General features: G+C 73.4%; 12 protein-coding genes. 3 read left to right on the top strand and 9 right to left on the bottom strand.

The features are described from left to right. The first annotated feature begins 23 nt into the window (after positions 1–23). The 3 genes from G4D86_RS05220 (at position 24) to G4D86_RS05210 (ending at position 7,791) form a co-directional block, all read left to right on the top strand. On the top strand, positions 24–1,850 hold the full coding sequence (locus tag G4D86_RS05220) for a sigma 54-interacting transcriptional regulator (RefSeq protein ID WP_205519471.1): 1,827 nt from the start codon (positions 24–26) through the stop codon (positions 1,848–1,850). Continuing rightward, positions 1,847–6,100 (top strand): nSTAND1 domain-containing NTPase, encoded by a 4,254-nt coding sequence (locus G4D86_RS05215; protein ID WP_163990100.1) that lies wholly within the window; start codon positions 1,847–1,849, stop codon positions 6,098–6,100. Before G4D86_RS05220 ends, G4D86_RS05215 begins: the two co-directional genes overlap by 4 nt. A 188-nt stretch (positions 6,101–6,288) precedes the next feature. Then, the gene (locus tag G4D86_RS05210) at positions 6,289–7,791 is read left to right on the top strand and encodes an ADYC domain-containing protein (protein WP_205519470.1); all 1,503 of its coding nucleotides are present in this window, start codon (positions 6,289–6,291) and stop codon (positions 7,789–7,791) included. Positions 7,792–7,797: 6 nt separating this feature from the next. Here G4D86_RS05210 and G4D86_RS05205 read toward each other — a convergent pair whose 3' ends face one another. Genes G4D86_RS05205 through G4D86_RS05165 form a run of 9 tightly spaced genes read right to left on the bottom strand, consistent with a single transcriptional unit; the run spans position 7,798 to position 15,789 of the window. Then, a complete protein-coding gene (locus G4D86_RS05205) occupies positions 7,798–8,691 on the bottom strand; it encodes a MerR family transcriptional regulator (RefSeq protein ID WP_163990091.1) in 894 nt (297 codons plus the stop codon). Positions 8,692–8,704: 13 nt separating this feature from the next. Further along, complete coding sequence (locus G4D86_RS05200) at positions 8,705–9,574, bottom strand: MerR family transcriptional regulator (RefSeq protein WP_163990089.1); 870 nt, start codon at positions 9,572–9,574, stop codon at positions 8,705–8,707. Next, positions 9,571–10,248 (bottom strand): lysophospholipid acyltransferase family protein, encoded by a 678-nt coding sequence (locus G4D86_RS05195; protein WP_163990087.1) that lies wholly within the window; start codon positions 10,246–10,248, stop codon positions 9,571–9,573. Before G4D86_RS05195 ends, G4D86_RS05200 begins: the two co-directional genes overlap by 4 nt. Further along, entirely contained in the window at positions 10,245–10,595 is a 351-nt protein-coding gene (locus tag G4D86_RS05190) for a lycopene cyclase domain-containing protein (RefSeq protein WP_163990085.1), read from the bottom strand. Before G4D86_RS05190 ends, G4D86_RS05195 begins: the two co-directional genes overlap by 4 nt. Next, entirely contained in the window at positions 10,592–10,969 is a 378-nt protein-coding gene (locus G4D86_RS05185) for a lycopene cyclase domain-containing protein (RefSeq protein ID WP_163990083.1), read from the bottom strand. Before G4D86_RS05185 ends, G4D86_RS05190 begins: the two co-directional genes overlap by 4 nt. Further along, positions 10,966–12,093, bottom strand: coding sequence for a glycosyltransferase (locus G4D86_RS05180; protein WP_163990081.1), 1,128 nt, complete (start codon positions 12,091–12,093; stop codon positions 10,966–10,968). The genes G4D86_RS05185 and G4D86_RS05180 overlap by 4 nt, the downstream gene beginning before the upstream one ends. After that, positions 12,090–13,013, bottom strand: a complete 924-nt coding sequence (locus G4D86_RS05175) for a carotenoid 1,2-hydratase (protein ID WP_163990079.1) — start codon at positions 13,011–13,013, stop codon at positions 12,090–12,092. The genes G4D86_RS05180 and G4D86_RS05175 overlap by 4 nt, the downstream gene beginning before the upstream one ends. Beyond that, positions 13,010–14,467 carry a phytoene desaturase family protein gene (locus tag G4D86_RS05170; protein WP_163990077.1) on the bottom strand — a complete coding sequence of 486 codons (1,458 nt, stop codon included), beginning with the start codon at positions 14,465–14,467 and terminating at the stop codon, positions 13,010–13,012. Before G4D86_RS05170 ends, G4D86_RS05175 begins: the two co-directional genes overlap by 4 nt. Beyond that, positions 14,464–15,789 (bottom strand): hydroxymethylglutaryl-CoA reductase, degradative, encoded by a 1,326-nt coding sequence (locus G4D86_RS05165; RefSeq protein ID WP_163990075.1) that lies wholly within the window; start codon positions 15,787–15,789, stop codon positions 14,464–14,466. Before G4D86_RS05165 ends, G4D86_RS05170 begins: the two co-directional genes overlap by 4 nt. Between the last annotated feature and the right edge of the window lies 1 nt (position 15,790).

Here is a 15,790-nt window from a genome sequence, read left to right as displayed (position 1 = left end):
GTGCCAGCATGGACGCCCGCGCGATGTCCGTCCCGCACCCCAGCGCCCGCGACACCCGGCCCCTCGGGGCCACATCGGAGTCGTCCGAGTCTGGCGCCGCGTACTTGCTGGTGCTGGAGGGCGACTCCTCCTGGCGCTTCCCCCTCCCCGACGAGGGCATGGTGCTGGTGGGCCGCGACGAGCAGGCGGACCTGCGGCTGCGCGACGACAGCGTGTCGCGCCGCCATGCCCGCATCCTCCTCACGGACGACGGCGCACGCGTGGTGGACCTGGGCAGCCACAACGGCACGTCCATCAACGGCCGGCCAGTGGACAGCGCGCAGCCGGTGCTGTCCGGGGACGTGCTCTCCTTCGGCGCGGTGGTGGCGGTGGTGCGCGCGCGCACGCGGCCCACGCCGGCTCGCCGGGCGCTGGAGGCGGAGCGGCTGATGGGGCAGCTGCGCGAGGAGGTGGAGCGCGCGCTGCGCTACAGCCGCCCCCTGACGATGCTGGTGCTCGCGCTACCGGACGCGGGCACCGCGGGCCGCGAGGCGGTGGAGGCGGTGCTCGCCACCGACGCGGGCCCGGCCGAGGCCGCCGGCTGGCTGGACGCCACGCACCTGCTCTGGGTGCTGCCCGAAGTCTCCAGCGAGCCGGGCGAGGAGGGCCTGGGCGAGCGCGTGGAGGCGCTGCTGGGCGCCTGTCCCCAGGCGCGGCTGGGGCTCGCCTCGTGTCCCGCGGATGGCTGCGACGTGGAGTCGCTGGTGGCCGCCGCGCGCACCGCCGCGCAGACGGCCGCGCCCGGGGCCTGGGCCTCCGCCGACGAGGGCATCACCCGGATTGCCCTAGGAGAGCGCACCGTGCTGGTGGCGGACCCCGCCATGGGCCAGCTCTACGCGCTGCTGCGCCGGCTGGCCGCCAGCGAGCTGCCGGTGCTGGTGTGCGGAGAGACGGGCGTGGGCAAGGAGAACGCCGCCTTCGCGGTGCACCACTGGTCGCCGCGCTCCGCCGGGCCCTTCGTCGCCGTCAACTGCGCCGCCCTGCCCGAAGCGCTGGTGGAGAGCGAGCTGTTCGGCCACGAGCGCGGCGCCTTCACCGGCGCCACCACCACGCGCACGGGCCTGCTGGAGAGCGCGCAGGGCGGCACGGTGTTCCTGGACGAGGTGGGCGAGCTGCCGCCCTCCGCGCAGTCCAAGCTGCTGCGCGCGCTGGAGGTGCGCCGCATCACCCGCGTGGGCGACGTGCGCGAGCGCTCCATCGACATCCGCGTGGTGGCCGCCACGCACCGCGACCTGGAGGCGGAGGTGGCGGCGGGGCGCTTCCGCGAGGATTTGTACTTCCGGCTCGGCGCGGCCACGGTGCTGCTGCCCCCGCTGCGTGAGCGGCCACGCGAGGTGCCCATGCTGGCGCGCGACTTCCTGGCGCGGGCGTGCCGGGCGCTCGGGCGGAGCGAGCTGGAGTTGGCGGCGGGGACGTTGCTGGCGCTGGCTCGCCATGGCTGGCCCGGCAACGTGCGCGAGCTGCGCAACCTGATGGACTACGTGGCGGCGGCGGTGACGGGGGACGTGGTGGAGCCGCACCACCTGCCGGCGCGTATGCTGGGGCGAGGGGCCGCCTCCACGGCCGCGCCGGCACCGCCGGTGCCGCCCGCCCCTCCGGTGGCGGAGACGTCGCGGGAGCCGAGGGTGCCGCTGGCGCAGGAGATTCGGGAGCTGGAGCGCCGTCGGATGCAGGACGCGCTCGACGAGGCGGAGGGCGTGCAGACACGCGCGGCGGCGCTGATTGGGATGCCCATCCGCACGTTCTCCTTCAAGCTGAAGCAGCTGGGCTTGCAGGCGCGTCCCTCTCGGAAGGGGCCGCCTACCGGATGAGCGCGGGCCCCGGGCTGCTGGAGCCTCCTCGCGAGTTCGAGGAGTACCGGCTGCTGCGCCCCCTGGGGCGCGGCGCCATGGGGCAGGTGTTCCTGGCGCAGGACACGCTGCTGGAGCGGCTGGTGGCGGTGAAGTTCATCGCCACGCCCGCGGGGAGGCTGCCGGACGCGGCGGCCCGGGCGCGCTTCTTCCAGGAGGCCCGCGCGATTGCGCGCCTGCAGCACCCCAACGTGGTGGCCATCCACCGCGTGGGCGAGGTGCGCGGGCAGCCGTACCTCGTGTCCGAGCTCGTGCGCGGCGAGCCGCTGGACCAACTGGTTCGTCCCGTGGAGGGACGGCAGGTGTTGAGGTTGGGGGTGGGCCTGGCGCGGGGGCTCGCCGCCGCACACCGGTGTGGCGTGCTTCACCGCGACATCAAGCCGGCGAACGCCATCCTCTCCGAGGATGGTGAGGTGAAGCTGCTCGACTTCGGACTGGCGGAGCAGCGCGAGGTGGCACGGGAGCGCCTGGACGGAGCGGCCTCGCGTGCATTCCCTGGAGACGCGTCTGCGCCCGTGGATGCGAAGGCGCGGGAGACGCGGCCCGTGGACACACGCCCGCTGCCCGGCTCCGAGCCCGAGGGCGCGCATGGGAGTGGAGCGCGGCCTGTCCTCGAGGGAAGCGAGCAGTCACCACTCGCGGGGGCCGAAGCTCCGGGCGCGCTTGCAGTGGACACGCGCCCACTGCCCGGTGACATGCAGCGTGGTTCACCACGCGCGGGCGAGGCTCCCGGCTCGCTCGCGGTGGACACGCGCCCACTGCCCGGTGACATGCGGCGTGCTCCAGCACACGCGGGCGACGCCCCTGGCTCGCCCGCGGTGGACACGCGCCCGCTGCCGGGAGACATGCAGCGTGCTCCGCCACGCGCGGCGCATTCGACGGGCCCCTCGCACGCTGAAAGCGCCGCCGCGCCCGACACGCAACCTCGGCCCGTGTCCGCCTCCGCTTCCGAGGACGCACCGCCGAGCTTCGGCACCGCGCCGTCCGGTGACGTGACGCGCACCTCCTCTCCGGAGTCGTGGAGGATGGTGCCCGGCACTCCGCTCTACCTCGCTCCGGAGCTCTGGCGCGGTGAGTCCGCCAGCCGCGCGAGCGACGTGTACGCGCTGGGCGTGGTCCTCTACGAGCTGTGTGCCGGCGCCCCGCCCTACCAGGACGTCTCGCTCGAAGACCTGGGCCGCACGGTGCTGGAACACGCGCCCGCGCCGCTCGCGACGCTCGCGCCCGGACTTCCGCCCGGACTCGCCGCCGTGGTGGACCGCTGCCTCGCCGCCGAGCCGTCCCGCCGCTTCGAGTCCGGGGACGCACTGCGCGAAGCGCTGGAGGCACTCTCCGTCCCCGAGCGTCCCGCCGGCGCTCTGCCCTCCGGCAACCCCTACCTCGGCCTGCGCGCCTTCGACGCCGAGCACCGGGGCGTCTTCTTCGGCCGCGAGGCCGAGCTGCGCGAGGTGGTGGACCGGCTGCGCGGTGAGGCCTTCGTCCTGCTCGCGGGCGACTCCGGCGTGGGCAAGTCCTCGCTGTGCCGCGCGGGCGTGCTGCCCCTCGCCGCGACTTCCGGCCTGGAGGAAGGCGGACCCCCTCGCGTCGTCGTCTCCTGCACGCCCGGGCGCCGCCCGCTGGAAGCACTGGCGGAAGCACTGTCTCCCCTGCTGGATGAAGGCGCGGACGCCCTGCTCACCCGCGTGGCCACGGAGGAGCCCGGTGCCCTCGCGCGCGCCCTGCGCCGCCGTCCCGCGAGCGCTCCGCCCGTGCTGCTCTTCCTCGACCAGCTCGAGGAGCTGGTCACCTTCTCCGAGCCCGCCCAGGCCGCCCGGCTCGCCGAGGAGCTGGCCCTGGTGCTGCGCCGCGCCCCGCGCGTCCGCGTGCTGGCCACCGCGCGCAGCGACTGTCTCACCCGGCTGGTGGCACTGCCCGGCCTGGGCGAGGAACTCCCACGCGCGCTGTACCTCGTACGGGCCCTGACGGAGCACGGCCTGCGCGAGGCCGTGGAAGGCCCCGCCCGCGCGCTGGGCGTGCGCTTCGAGTCCCCCGCCATGGTGGACGCGCTCGTCGCCTCCGCCGCTCGCGCCGACGGGGGCCTGCCCATGCTCCAGTTCGCGCTGGAGGCACTATGGGAGGCACGCGACAGGGAGCGCCACCTCATCCCCGCCGCCGCGCTGGAGTCCCTCGGAGGCGTCGAGGGCGCACTGGCCCGTCACGCGGACGCGGTGGTGGCGCGGCTGCGGCCGGACCAACGCCCCCGTGCGCAAGCATTGCTGTTGGAGCTCGTCACGCCCGAGGGCACCCGCGTGCGCCGCACCCGCGAGGAGCTGCTGCGCGGGCCGGATGACGACACCGGACGCGCGGTGCTGGACGGACTGGTGCGCGGCCGGCTGCTCACCGCGGGCGAGGCCGAAGGCGGAGAGGGCGTCTACACGCTGGCCCACGAGAGCCTGGTGACGGGCTGGGACACGCTGCGCGGCTGGCTGGGCCAGGACGAGCAGCGCCGCGCAGCGCGCCACCGCCTGGAGCGCGCCGCCACCGAGTGGGAGCGCCTGGGCCGCCCCGTGGAGCTGCTCTACGGCGAGCGCCAGCTCTCCGAGGTGCGCGCCGTAGGCGCCACCATCGAGGGAGCGCGCGAGCAGGACTTCCTCACCCGCTCCGAGCAGACCTTCCGCCGCCGCCGCGCCGCGCGCTGGGCGGTGGCCGTCGCGGTGCCGCTGGTGCTGCTGTCGGCGGTGGGCGTCACCCGCGTGCAGGCCCGCGCGCAACTGGAGGCCCGCATCACCGGGCACCTGGGCGAAGCACGTCGCTACCGTGACGCCGCCCTCGCGCGAGGCGCCGAGGCGGACCGTCTCCGCGACGAGGCCTTCGCCCTCTTCGACTCGCCAGGAAGGGACCGCCGCGAGGCCGCGGAGGCGCTGTGGTCCCGGGTGCGGGAGGAAGAACAGGGCGCGGAGGCGAGCGCGCTGCGAGCCCTGGCCGCGCTGGAGACGGCGTGGGGCCTGGACCCGGGAAGCGCCCAGGTGAAGGAGCCCCTGGCGGACCTGCTGGCCGAGCGCGTCGAGTGGGCGACACGGCGGCGCCAGCCCGAGCAACGCTCGCAATGGCTGGCACGGCTGGCGGCGTACGACGACTCCGGACTGCGAGGCCAGCAACTGGAAGCGCCCTCGCGCGTCTCGGTGGGCAGCTCGCCCCCGGGCGCACGGGTGCGGCTGCTCGGCACCGGGCCAGACGCCGAGAAGGAGGCGGGTCGCGTCGTAGGTGAGACGCCGCTGCGCGACGTGGAGCTGCCAGCGGGCTCGCACCTGCTGGTGCTGGAGGCGCCAGGGCGATTCCCCGTCCGCGTCCCCCTCCTGCTGGAACCTGGCGAGCGCCTGTCCCTGGAGCTGGCGCTGCCGGAGGCAGCGGCGGTGCCGGAGGGCTTCGTCTACGTGCCCCCGGGACGCTTCCTCCAGGGCGCGTCGGAGAGCGAGTACCTGCGCCGCTCCTTCTTCTTCGCGCCGCCCCTGCACACGGTGGAGACGGGCGCGTACCTCATCGCCCGGCACGAGGTGACGTTCGCCCAGTATATCGCCTTCCTGGAGACGCTCCCTCCCGCGGAGCGCGCCGCGCGCATGCCCGGCAACCGCCTGCGGCTCACCGTGCTGGGCCTGTCGCGGGAGGCGGATGGCCGGTGGCGGCTCGACCTCCGCCCGGCCTCCGCCAGCTACAGCGTGCGGGACGGTGAGCCGCTGCGCTACGACAAGCGCAACCGGCGCGCCGTGCAGGACTGGCTACGCTTCCCGGTGTCGTCCATCTCCTTCGAGGACGCGCTGGCGTACCTGGCCTGGCTGGACCGGACGGGGCGCGTGCCCGGCGCGCGCGTCTGCACGGAGCGCGAGTGGGAGCGGGCCGCGAGGGGTGCGGACGGGCGGCGCTACCCTTCGGGCGAGTGGCTGGCCCCCGACGACGCCAACCACGACGTGACGTACGGCCGGGAGCCCGGGGGCTTCGGCCCGGACGAGGTGGGCAGCCACCCACGCTCGCGCAGCCCCTTCGGCGTGGACGACCTGGCCGGCAACGTGTGGGAGTGGACGCGCTCCGACGTGGACCCGGAGCAGCCCTCCGCGCAGGGCGGAAGCTGGTACCAGAGCGACCTGACGGCGCACGCCGCCAACCGCGACGTGGTGGAGCGGACCCAGCGCGAGGCCCTCCTTGGCCTGCGCGTGTGCGCCACGCCCCGCCCCTGAAGGCCCTGAAGGGCTCTTCCGGCAGGAGCCGCCGCCCCCCCGGCAAACCTTGCCGGCAAGGTCTGCCCGCGAGCACCGCCATGCCGGCAAGTCCTGCCGCACCGAGGGCTTTCCGTCTCGGGCGTTGGTGTGGCTGGCATGCCGGATGCTCCGGGATTGCCCGAAAGAAAGAGAACGAGGTCCTCCACGTGACGCCCTTCCTCCGCCTGCTGCCGACGTACCTGTGCGCCTGTCTCCTCGCCGCCTGCGACGTGCCTCCGGACGGGGCCTCGCCCCCGCTGGAGGCGCAGGCGTTCGCCGCGGGCAGTGACGGCTTCCACTCCCAGGGCACGCAGCTCCACGGCACGCCGGTGACGTCCGTGTCCTTCACGGGGGCCACCGTGAAGTACGAGGGCACCGACCGGAGCGCCACGCTGAGGCTCATCCAGGGAGAGATGGTCGCCACCATGCCGCTCCAGGTCTCCGGCACCACCGCGAGCCTGCAGGCCTGCTCCGGCTTCCAAGCCACGGGGGTGAGGCGAAGCTGTGGCTGGGGCGTGGAGGGACAGGGTCTGTGCAAGCCAGGCCTCACCATCCGGCTCACCAGCGGCGGCTGTGGCACCGAGGCTGGAAGCTGCCTGGGTGACCCGATGGTGCGCGTGTGCTCGGGCGAAAAGCCCTGCGAGTACCAGGGCCCTGGCTACCTGGGCTCGGGGGACGATGCCTCCGCGTGCAACTCGTCATGCCCGGATGTGACGTTCGTCTGCCCCGCGAGCGGCATCTACACGGTGCTCGCCGGGGCGGCCTCTTCCTCCCCCCTGCGCTGGACCCTGTCACTGGCGGCGAGCAGCGGCCGCTACCCGGCGACGACCAAGGAGCTGCGCGGCACGGAGCTGATTGGCGCGAAGATGCTGACGCAGCCTGCAGCCACCACGGGCCTCCGCCTGGAAGTGGTCGACGCCGTCAACGCCATGGCGGTCTCCAGCCCCGAGGACCGGGACCCGTGGGACGCGAGCGGTGACACCTTCCTGTACCGGGTGCGCTACGGGCCCAGCTATGGCACGCCCACCACGGAGCTGTGTGCCCAGAGCGCGGGCCCGGCGGGCTGGGCGTGGGCGGTGCCCATCAAGGGGGTCTTCAACAGCGTGACAGGGAACCGGACCGACAGCACCACCGTCTTCACGCTGGGGTGTGAGTCGGGCGTCATCGCCAAGTGCTACCGCTGGGGCTACAAGCCGTGGCTGGACGGCTCGTCGACGGGGAAGGTGACGCTGGCACACCATGCCTGCACCCGGATGGCGCGCGCGGACTACTGCGGCAACGGCACCTCCTTCACCCAGAACGGCACGCCCATCCGCCCCTGGGACAGCCTGACGCCGAACATCATCCCCGTGCCGCCCGCGGATGCCGGGGTGCAGGGCGTGACGTTCGAGGCGGGCTGGAGCCCGATCGGCCCCGCGTGCCTCAGCCACTGGCGCTGGAAGCACCTGCCCGCGCAGCAGTGCATGGAGCTCAACCCACCCATCTACGGCAACGACGGCGGCGTCGAGAATGACTGCCGGGACCCGTACAACCCCTATGGCACCTACGGCGGCCCTACCAGCAAGTGCTCGCAAATCTGCGACAGCGCCGACGAAGCGCAGGATGTCTACGGCAGCCACGTCTTCAACGAGTCCGCCAGCAACACGCTGGACGGCGGCGTCGGGAACTGAAGCGGCCTACTCCGCCAGCTTCACCCAGTCCTCCTCGTCGGAGAACACGTGCACCCCCAGGCGCAGGCTCACCTCCGGCCAGGCCTGCGCCGCCGGGCCTCCCAGCCAGAGCGGCACGCCCGGGGGCAGCGCTTCCACGAGGCGCGACAGCGTGTCCTGGAACACCGCCGCGCCCTTGTTGTTCACCGCCGACAGGCCCACGAAGTCCGGCCGCAACTCCGCCACCGCGCGCCCCAGGTCCACCGCCGGCATGCGCTGCCCCAGCAGCGTCACCCGCACCCCCGAGTGCCGCAGCCGCAGCGCCACGCCGAGCAGCCCCAGCTCATGCTCCTCGTCCGGGAAGCACGCCAGCACCGCGTGCTTGCGCCCGCTGTTGGGCGCCGCGTGCAGCAGGCTCACCACCCGCGCCCGCACCACCTGCGTCACCAGGTGCTCCTGCGCCACCGACAGCTGCCCCGCGTGCCAGCGCTCTCCGACTTCCCGCTGCAGCGGGGCCAGCACGTCGTCGAAGGCCCGCAGCGGCGGCAGCGCGGCGAGCACCTCGTCCACCACCGCCGACACCCGCGCCTGGTCATACGCGTCGGCCGCGGCCAGGGCCGCCTCCAGCCACGCGTTCACACTCGTGCCCTGGCCGCTGCTCGTGACGGCGGGCGACTCCGCGCCCAGCTCCGCGCGCAGTTGCGGCAGCAGCTTCGCCGCCTCGCTGATGGCCACGCCCTCGTCGGTGAGCTTCTTCAGCCGCCTGAGCAGGGCCACGTCCCGGTCCGTGTAGACGCGGTAGCCGGACGGCGTGCGCTGGGGGTTGAGCACGCCGTAGCGACGCTCCCAGGCGCGGATGAGCTCCACTCGCACTCCGGAGAGCTCGGCGGCGATGTGGATTCGGTAGGTGCGCTCGGCCATGTCGCGAGTGAAGTCAGGTACGACGATTCTGGGCGTTGCGCACCTGGTTCCAGATGGCGACGAGCTCTTCCGAGGACTCCGCGTACTGCGCCCCGAGCGTGAAGAGCGTCTTCAGGTGCTCGCGGGCGCCGGCCCCTCCTACCACGACGGGGAAGGGCGCACAGGCCCGCAGTGCGTCCCCCAACACCTCCAGGAACTCGTCCGGCTCGCGCCGGCGCACGAAGGACAGCGCCACGACGTCCGGCCGCACCTGCGCGCAGGCGCCGTGCAGCGCCTCGGCCGGCGTGTCCGCGCCCAGCATCGTCACCCGCCAGCCCTTGCGCTTGAGGTGCAGCGCCAGCGCCAGCAGCCCGCCCTCGTGGTGGTCCCTCGCCGGGCACGCGAGCAGCGCGCGGGGCCCGTCGTCCACGGGCTCCACCGCGTCCAGCACCTGCCGCAGCCGGTGGCGGATGAAGGCGGACGCCAGGTGCTCGCGCGCGATGTCCAGCCGCACGCCCATCTCCCGCAGGAGCGGCATGAGGAACGTGTCGCAGTACGCCTCCACGTCCATGGCGGCCTGCGCCTCGTCCAGCACGCGCGTCACCTCGTCCCCGTCCAGCACCATGACGGCGGACCAGAAGCGCTCGGTCAGCTGCACCGGCGGGGGCAAATCCCTCAGCGGCGTGGCGCGCACCTGCGCAATCGCCTCGCTCACCGACAGGCCATCCTGCTGGATGAGGCGCGCGACGCGGCGGATGGCCTCCACCTCGTCGCGCGAGTACACGCGGTAGTTGTTGCCCTCGGTGCGGTGCGGGCGCGGGAAGCCATAGCGCCGCTCCCACGCGCGCAGCGTGGCCTCGCGGATGCCCGTCAGCCGGGCGATGGTGCGGATGCGCAACGTCATGGCGCCAGCCCCCGCGCCGCGTCCCAGCGCTCCGCCACGCCCCGCGCTCCGGACACCTTCTGCGTGAAGCCCTCCAGCGACGTCGCCGCCGCCACGCGCTTCACCGCCGACTCCAGGCCATTCTGGAAGAGCGCCAGCGGCCCCGGCGGGTGCGGCGTGCCCACCTCCAGCAGCACGTCCGGGCGCTCGTGCTCGAAGAAGGCGTAGCGCACGCCGATGGGCACGCACTCCACCTTCGACACGCGCGCCAGCAGCTCCACGCCGCGCTCCAGCTGCAGGGGCAGCACGCCGAAGGGACGGTGCTCGCCTTCTGGGAAGACGTACAGCGCGGAGCGCGGCCGGCGCAGCAGTGCCTTGGCGTAGCGCAGGGACTCCACCGACGACACCGCATCCTTGCGACGGATGCTGAAGGCACCGATGCGCGCGAGGAAGCGGTAGCGCCGCAGGTTCTCCTCCTCCATGAGGCAGTAGGAATCCCAGCCCGCCGCGCGGCCGAGCTGGTGCAGCATGAAGCCGTCCCACCAGTTGCAGTGGTTCAGGTACACGAGCCGGCCTGCATCGCCCGTGGGCAGCGTGCCGCGCACCCACAGGCCACGGAACGCCGAGCGGAACTTCCACCCGATGTACGCGTCCAGGGCCCACCCGAAGGGGCCGCCTTTGGCATCGCGAATCAAGACGCCCGCGCCTCCCGCACCCTGGACAGCAGCGCGGTGAACAGGGCCAGCCCCAGAGACACGAGGATGCTGGTCAGCAGGAAGAAGAGCACCTCCTCCAGCGGGACGAGCCCCAGGTAAACGCCCAGGTGCCGGCCCTCGCCGAAGGTCCAGATGCCCGTGGAGATGGCCAGGTGGTCCGCCACCGAGAGGTAGACACCGATGACGAACGCCGGAGGCAGCACCGCCCTCAGCACCGCGCCCGAGCGCTCCTTGTAGTGGCGCACCAGCGCGATGGACTGGAGGAGGATGAGCGGCAGCGTCCACGCGAGCAGATGGATGAGGTAGGCCCACTGCGTCTCCATCATGGCGCTGCCTCCCGGGCCGTGAGCTTCCGGCCTTCGGAGCGGGGCTCGGGCTGCCGGGCCGCGGGCTTCTGCTCCAAGGCCCGCGACAGGCGCGCGCGCGCCCACAGGCCCACGAGCAGCGTCTGCAGGCCGAAGAAGAGGTACTCCTCCAGCGGCAGGTAGCCGAGCTTGATGCCCCAGATGCGCTCCGGGTCGAAGCCCCACAGGCCCCACTTCACCGCCGCGTTGTCCCAGGGCGACGTCGCCGCGTAGACGACGACGAGCAGCAGCCCCATGGGCGCCAGGCTGCGCGCGGTGAAGGTGCGCCGATAGCGCCACACCAGGAAGAGGAGGGGCAGCACGACGAACAAGCCGAGGAATCGTGCGTAGGTCATCCTGGTCCTCCACTCAGCTCCGGCCACACCCGGACCATCCGGCCCCCGGGTTGAAGCGCATAGGTGCGGCCCCGCCACGTCACCGTGCCCTGCTGCCACAGCGAGCACACGAAGGCCGCCAGCAAGAGCCCCTCTCCCAGCAGCCAGTCCGTCAGCGCGTAGGGCCGGCCGGTGTCCGTGTTTCCGGTGGGCGCACTGAGCGCGGCCAGCCGCAGGGCGAGCAGCGTGCGCACCGTCACGAGCACAGCCACCGCACCCGCGAGCACCGGCGAGCCGAGCACCACGGTCAGCAGCACCAGCGGCAGCGTGGGCGTGAAGAGCAGCGGCACCGTGGGGTAGAGCGCGGGACGGTGGCTCGCGAGCACCTGCATCCACCGCGTGAAGCGCGCCAGCGGAGCTCCCCAGGACTCCACCGTGCCCAGCGGCACCACCGCCGGGGCCGTGCTCAGCGCGACTTCGAGCCCGCGCGCATGCAGTCGCTTCGACAACTCCAGGTCCTCGCCGATGTGGTCCGCCAGTTCCTTCAGCGCGTCCATCGCCACGGGTGACAGGCCCAGGGCCTTGCCGCATACGGCCTTCGCTCCGGCGCTCATCACGTCCAGCGCGCGGAAGCTGTGGTGCGTGTAGCGCAGCAGGCCGGCCATGGCGCGGCTGGCTCCGTCCTCCGGACTCACTGGCGTGGGCGCAGCCGTGCTCAGCGCCGCGCCCGAGGCCACGGGGGCCGCGAGCCCCTCCACCAGCGCACCCGTCACCGCCACGTCCGCATCCACCGCGAGCACCACGCGGCCCTGCGTCTGGAGCACCTCCAGCGCGTAGAGCAGGTGGCCGACCTTGCGGTTCGGGGTGAGCGGGTCGCTCGGAAGCCAGCGCACGCCCGGAGCGAGACGCGGACGGTACGGAGACACCACCACCTGCTCCAGTGGTCCCGCGTAGTCGATGGGTGTGGCCAGGTTCTCCAGCTCGCGAGGCGTGGGCGCGTCCACAGGACGAAGGAGCAGCACGGGCACTTGCGTGCTCCCCGTGGAGACCGGTCGACGCGAGCGCAGCAGCCGCGCCAGCGCCACGCCACTGAAGCCCGTGGCCATGACGGCCCACGACAGGGAGATGAGGACCCACGCGCTCATGCAGCCCGTCCCACGCGCGTACGGAAGTGCGCCATCCAGCGGATGAAGGGCGAGTGGAAGCGGCGGAAGTCCGCCACCTCGCCCAGCGAATCGAACCGGCCCTTGCGCGCCTCCAGCCGTGCGTAGAAGGGCGACGACTCCAGCAGCCGGGCCTCGCCCACCACCTCATTGCCCGCGTGCAGCCGTGACGGCACCCGCAGCCCCCACCCCGTCATGCTGGTGGGCCGTGCCTCCTGTGCCGGCGCCCGCTCACACCGCACCCCTCGCTCCTCCGCCACCACGCGCAGCGGCGGCACTCCGTCCGGCAGGTGGTAGTCCACCACCGTCGCGTCCTCGCGGTGCGTGCGCGCCCAGTGCCAACCGGACAGCCGCGTGCCCAGCAACTCATCACCGTGGTTGGTGTCGTGGTAGCCCAGCCCGTCTGCCTCCACGCCCAGCGACGGCACCTCCAGCCGAGCCCGCGCGCGCGGCGCCAGCGCCTGCCAGTAGTGCGGCAACTCCGGCATCAGCCGTACCACCTCGCCCACCGGGGTCATCGGCTCCAGCGTGAGGCTGGCGCGCACCGGTCGGCCCCACGGCGCCGTCCAGTCGTCCACGTCCATGCGCACCGTGCCCGCGCCCGAGTACGTCAGCGTGGACCGGCCAATCCGCAGCTGCCCCGGCGACACCACCTCGGCCCTCGGGTACTCGCTCAGTACCCAGAGCCGGCGCACGCCCTCGTGGTACAGCGCGAAGTTCACCGCGCTGTGCTCCTGCGGCAGCCCTCCGCGCCTCGCCGCCACCGAGTAGCGCGGTGAGAAGAGCGAGCCCAGCATGAAGATGCACACCGCGCTGAACGGCCCCGCCGTGACGTCCGCATAGAACCAGCGATACGCGCCCGCCGCGTCGGGCAGCGCGGGAAGTTCTCCCAGCGGCCTCATGCACTCCTCCGCAGATGCTGCGAGGCCAATTCCGCCGCGAAGCGTCCGGACAGCATCACCAGCGGCACCCCGCCGCCCGGATGCGTGCCTCCACCCGCGAAGAACAGGCCCGGCGTGCAGCCACGAATCCGAGGCCGACGGAACGGTCCGAACTTCCCGTGAGGCAGGAAGCCATAGATGGAGCCGCCCGGAGCCCCCTGCGCCGCCAGGTCCACCGGCGTGCGCTGACCGATGACACGCGTGCGTCCTCGTAGCTCCGGGAAGTGCTGGTAGAGCTTCTCGAACATCTGCGCCTTCGCCCGCTCCGCCCCCAATTCCCACGCACGCGCGGCGCGCTCCGCCTCCGCCGGCCCCATGGGCAGCGGCGGCGCGTTCAGCATGACGAACAGCCCGGTGCGCCCCCGCGGAGCCATGGTGGCGTCCGTCGCGGACGGGTTGCAGAAGTACACCGTCGGGTCCGACGCGAGCTGCCCGTTGAACAGCTCCTCGAACTCGCGCCGGTAGTCCCCGCCGAAGAGCACCGTGTGGTGCGGCAGCCTCGGACGCCCGTCCACCTCCATCAGCAGCACGAAGCCCGACAGCGCGAGCGGCTCGTCGGCCCGGTGCAGCGACTCCAGCGGGTCCGCGTTCACCACCACGCTGTCGTACGGCTCCGCGTCGCCCTGCGGCCCCACGCGGTAGCCGCCCGCCTTGCGCTCGAAGCGCGCGCGCGTGTTGAGGTGCACCGTCACGCCCAGCCGTTGCACCGCCCGCCCCAGCGCTTCCACCAGCGCGCCCACACCGCCGCGCGCATGGTGCACGCCGTAGGCATGCTCGATGTGCGGAATCAGCGCGAAGGCCGCGCTCGCCTGGTACGGCGAGGCCCCCGCGTAGGTGGCGAAGCGGCCCACGTACTGCTGCATATGCTCCGTCTTGAAGTGACGCACCGCCAGGTCATGCAGGGTGCTGAGCTTCATCCCCGCCATGACCGCGCCGATGCCGCGCTTCGCCACGCGCGCCATGAAGCCGGCCATGCCCTCGAAGGGGGCCTCCAGGTACGGCTCCCCCGCCGCGCGCCAGATGGCCGCGGACTCCTCGTAGAAGCCGTGCACGCCGCGCCGCTCGCTGGGCCGCAAGTCGCACGCGCTCTCGGCCATGCGCTCCAGGTCCTTGTACGCGGTGAGGCCGCACCCGTCCGAGAACCGGTACGTACACTGCGGCTCCAGCTCCGTGAGCGGAGGCATCAAGTCGAGCGCGTCGAGCTTCTCGAAGGTGCCGCGCACCAACTCCGGCAGCGTCAGCAGCGTGGGCCCGGTGTCCAGGGTGAGGCCGTCCAAGGTGACGGCCTGGGCCTTGCCGCCCAGCGACGCGCTCCCCTCGAAGAGCGTCACCGCGTGGCCTTCCTTCGCGAGCAGCCCGGCCGCCGTGAGGCCACCGATGCCACCGCCCACCACCGCGACGCGGGTGCGCTTCATCCCCGGGCCTCCTTCCGCCGGGCGACTTCCGCCGCGAGGATTTCCCTCGCGCGCTCCGGCCGGTAGACGCGCTCGCGCGACAGTCGCTCCGCGACGATTTCGATGAGCTCGCCCTGCGCCCCCACCTCCGCCGCCACGCGCCGCGCGTGCAGCGCCATGTGGCCCTTCTGGATGCCCTCGGTGGACAGCGCCTTCAGCGCCGCCAGGTTGGTGGCCAGCCCCGCCGCCCCGGCGAGCCCCGCCAGGTCCAGCGCGCCCGACACTCCCGCCAGCTTCAGCGCCCGCTGCACACCCGGATGCGTGCGCGCCGCGCCGCCCGCGGTGGACGTGGCCAGGGGCATGAGCAGCTCGCCCTCCAGCATGCCGTCCCCGGCCGCGCGCCACGTGGTGAGCGGACGGTAGCTGCCCGAGCGTGCCGCCCACGCGTGCGCCCCCGCCTCCACCGCGCGCCAGTCATTGCCACACGCCACCAGCACGGCGTCCACGCCGTTCATCACACCCTTGTTATGGGTGACGGCGCGGTACGGGTCCAGCTCCGCGAAGCGGTGCGCCGCGAGGATGCCGTCGCGCACCGCGCCACCGTCCGAGAAGCGCTCGGACACCAGCGCCGACGCCGGCACCCGGGCGCGCACGTGCACCTTCCGGCGGTCCGCCAGGTTGGTGAGAATCTTCAGCCCCGGCCGAGCCCGGGCCAATTCCGCCAGCCGAGGCGCCATGCCCTCCGCGACGGAGTTGACGCAGTTGGCGCCCATCGCATCGCGCGTGTCGATGTGCAGGTGCACCACCAGCGTGGTGGCGTCCAGCACGCGCACCTCCAGCTCACGCGTGCCGCCCCCTCGCGCGCACATCGCGGGGATGAGCGCGTCCGCCTCCGCCAGCAGCAGGGCGGCGTGCGCGTGCAGCGCCGAGCGCGCGTCCTCCAGCGAGGGCACGTCCAGCAACTCCACCTGCGCGGTGGTGATGGGCGGGTCCGTCTCCACTGCGAAGCCGCCGCCCTCCGCGCACAGGCGCGCGGCATAGGAGGCCGCGGCGATGATGGAGGGCTCCTCCACCGCCATGGGAATCAGCCGCTCCCGTCCATCCACCACGAAGTTGAGCGCCAGGCCCAGCGGCAGCCCGTGGAGGCCGATGACGTTCTCCACCATGGCGTCCGCGCACACCTCGTCGAAGCCGGCCAGCCCCTCCAGCGACTCCGCGTCCTCGGGAGCCACCCAGCGCGCCTCCACCAGCCGCGCGCGGCGGCGCTCCGGGGACTGCCGGTAGAAGCCCGACAGGCGGGAGGTGCGCTTTATCTGGAGACTCTTCACGCGGTCGTCGCTCATC

It is taken from the genome of Pyxidicoccus caerfyrddinensis (assembly GCF_010894405.1).
GTDB lineage: Bacteria > Myxococcota > Myxococcia > Myxococcales > Myxococcaceae > Myxococcus > Myxococcus caerfyrddinensis.
Note: the sequence above shows the minus strand (reverse complement) of the source record. Positions and strands in the feature narration are given on the sequence as shown.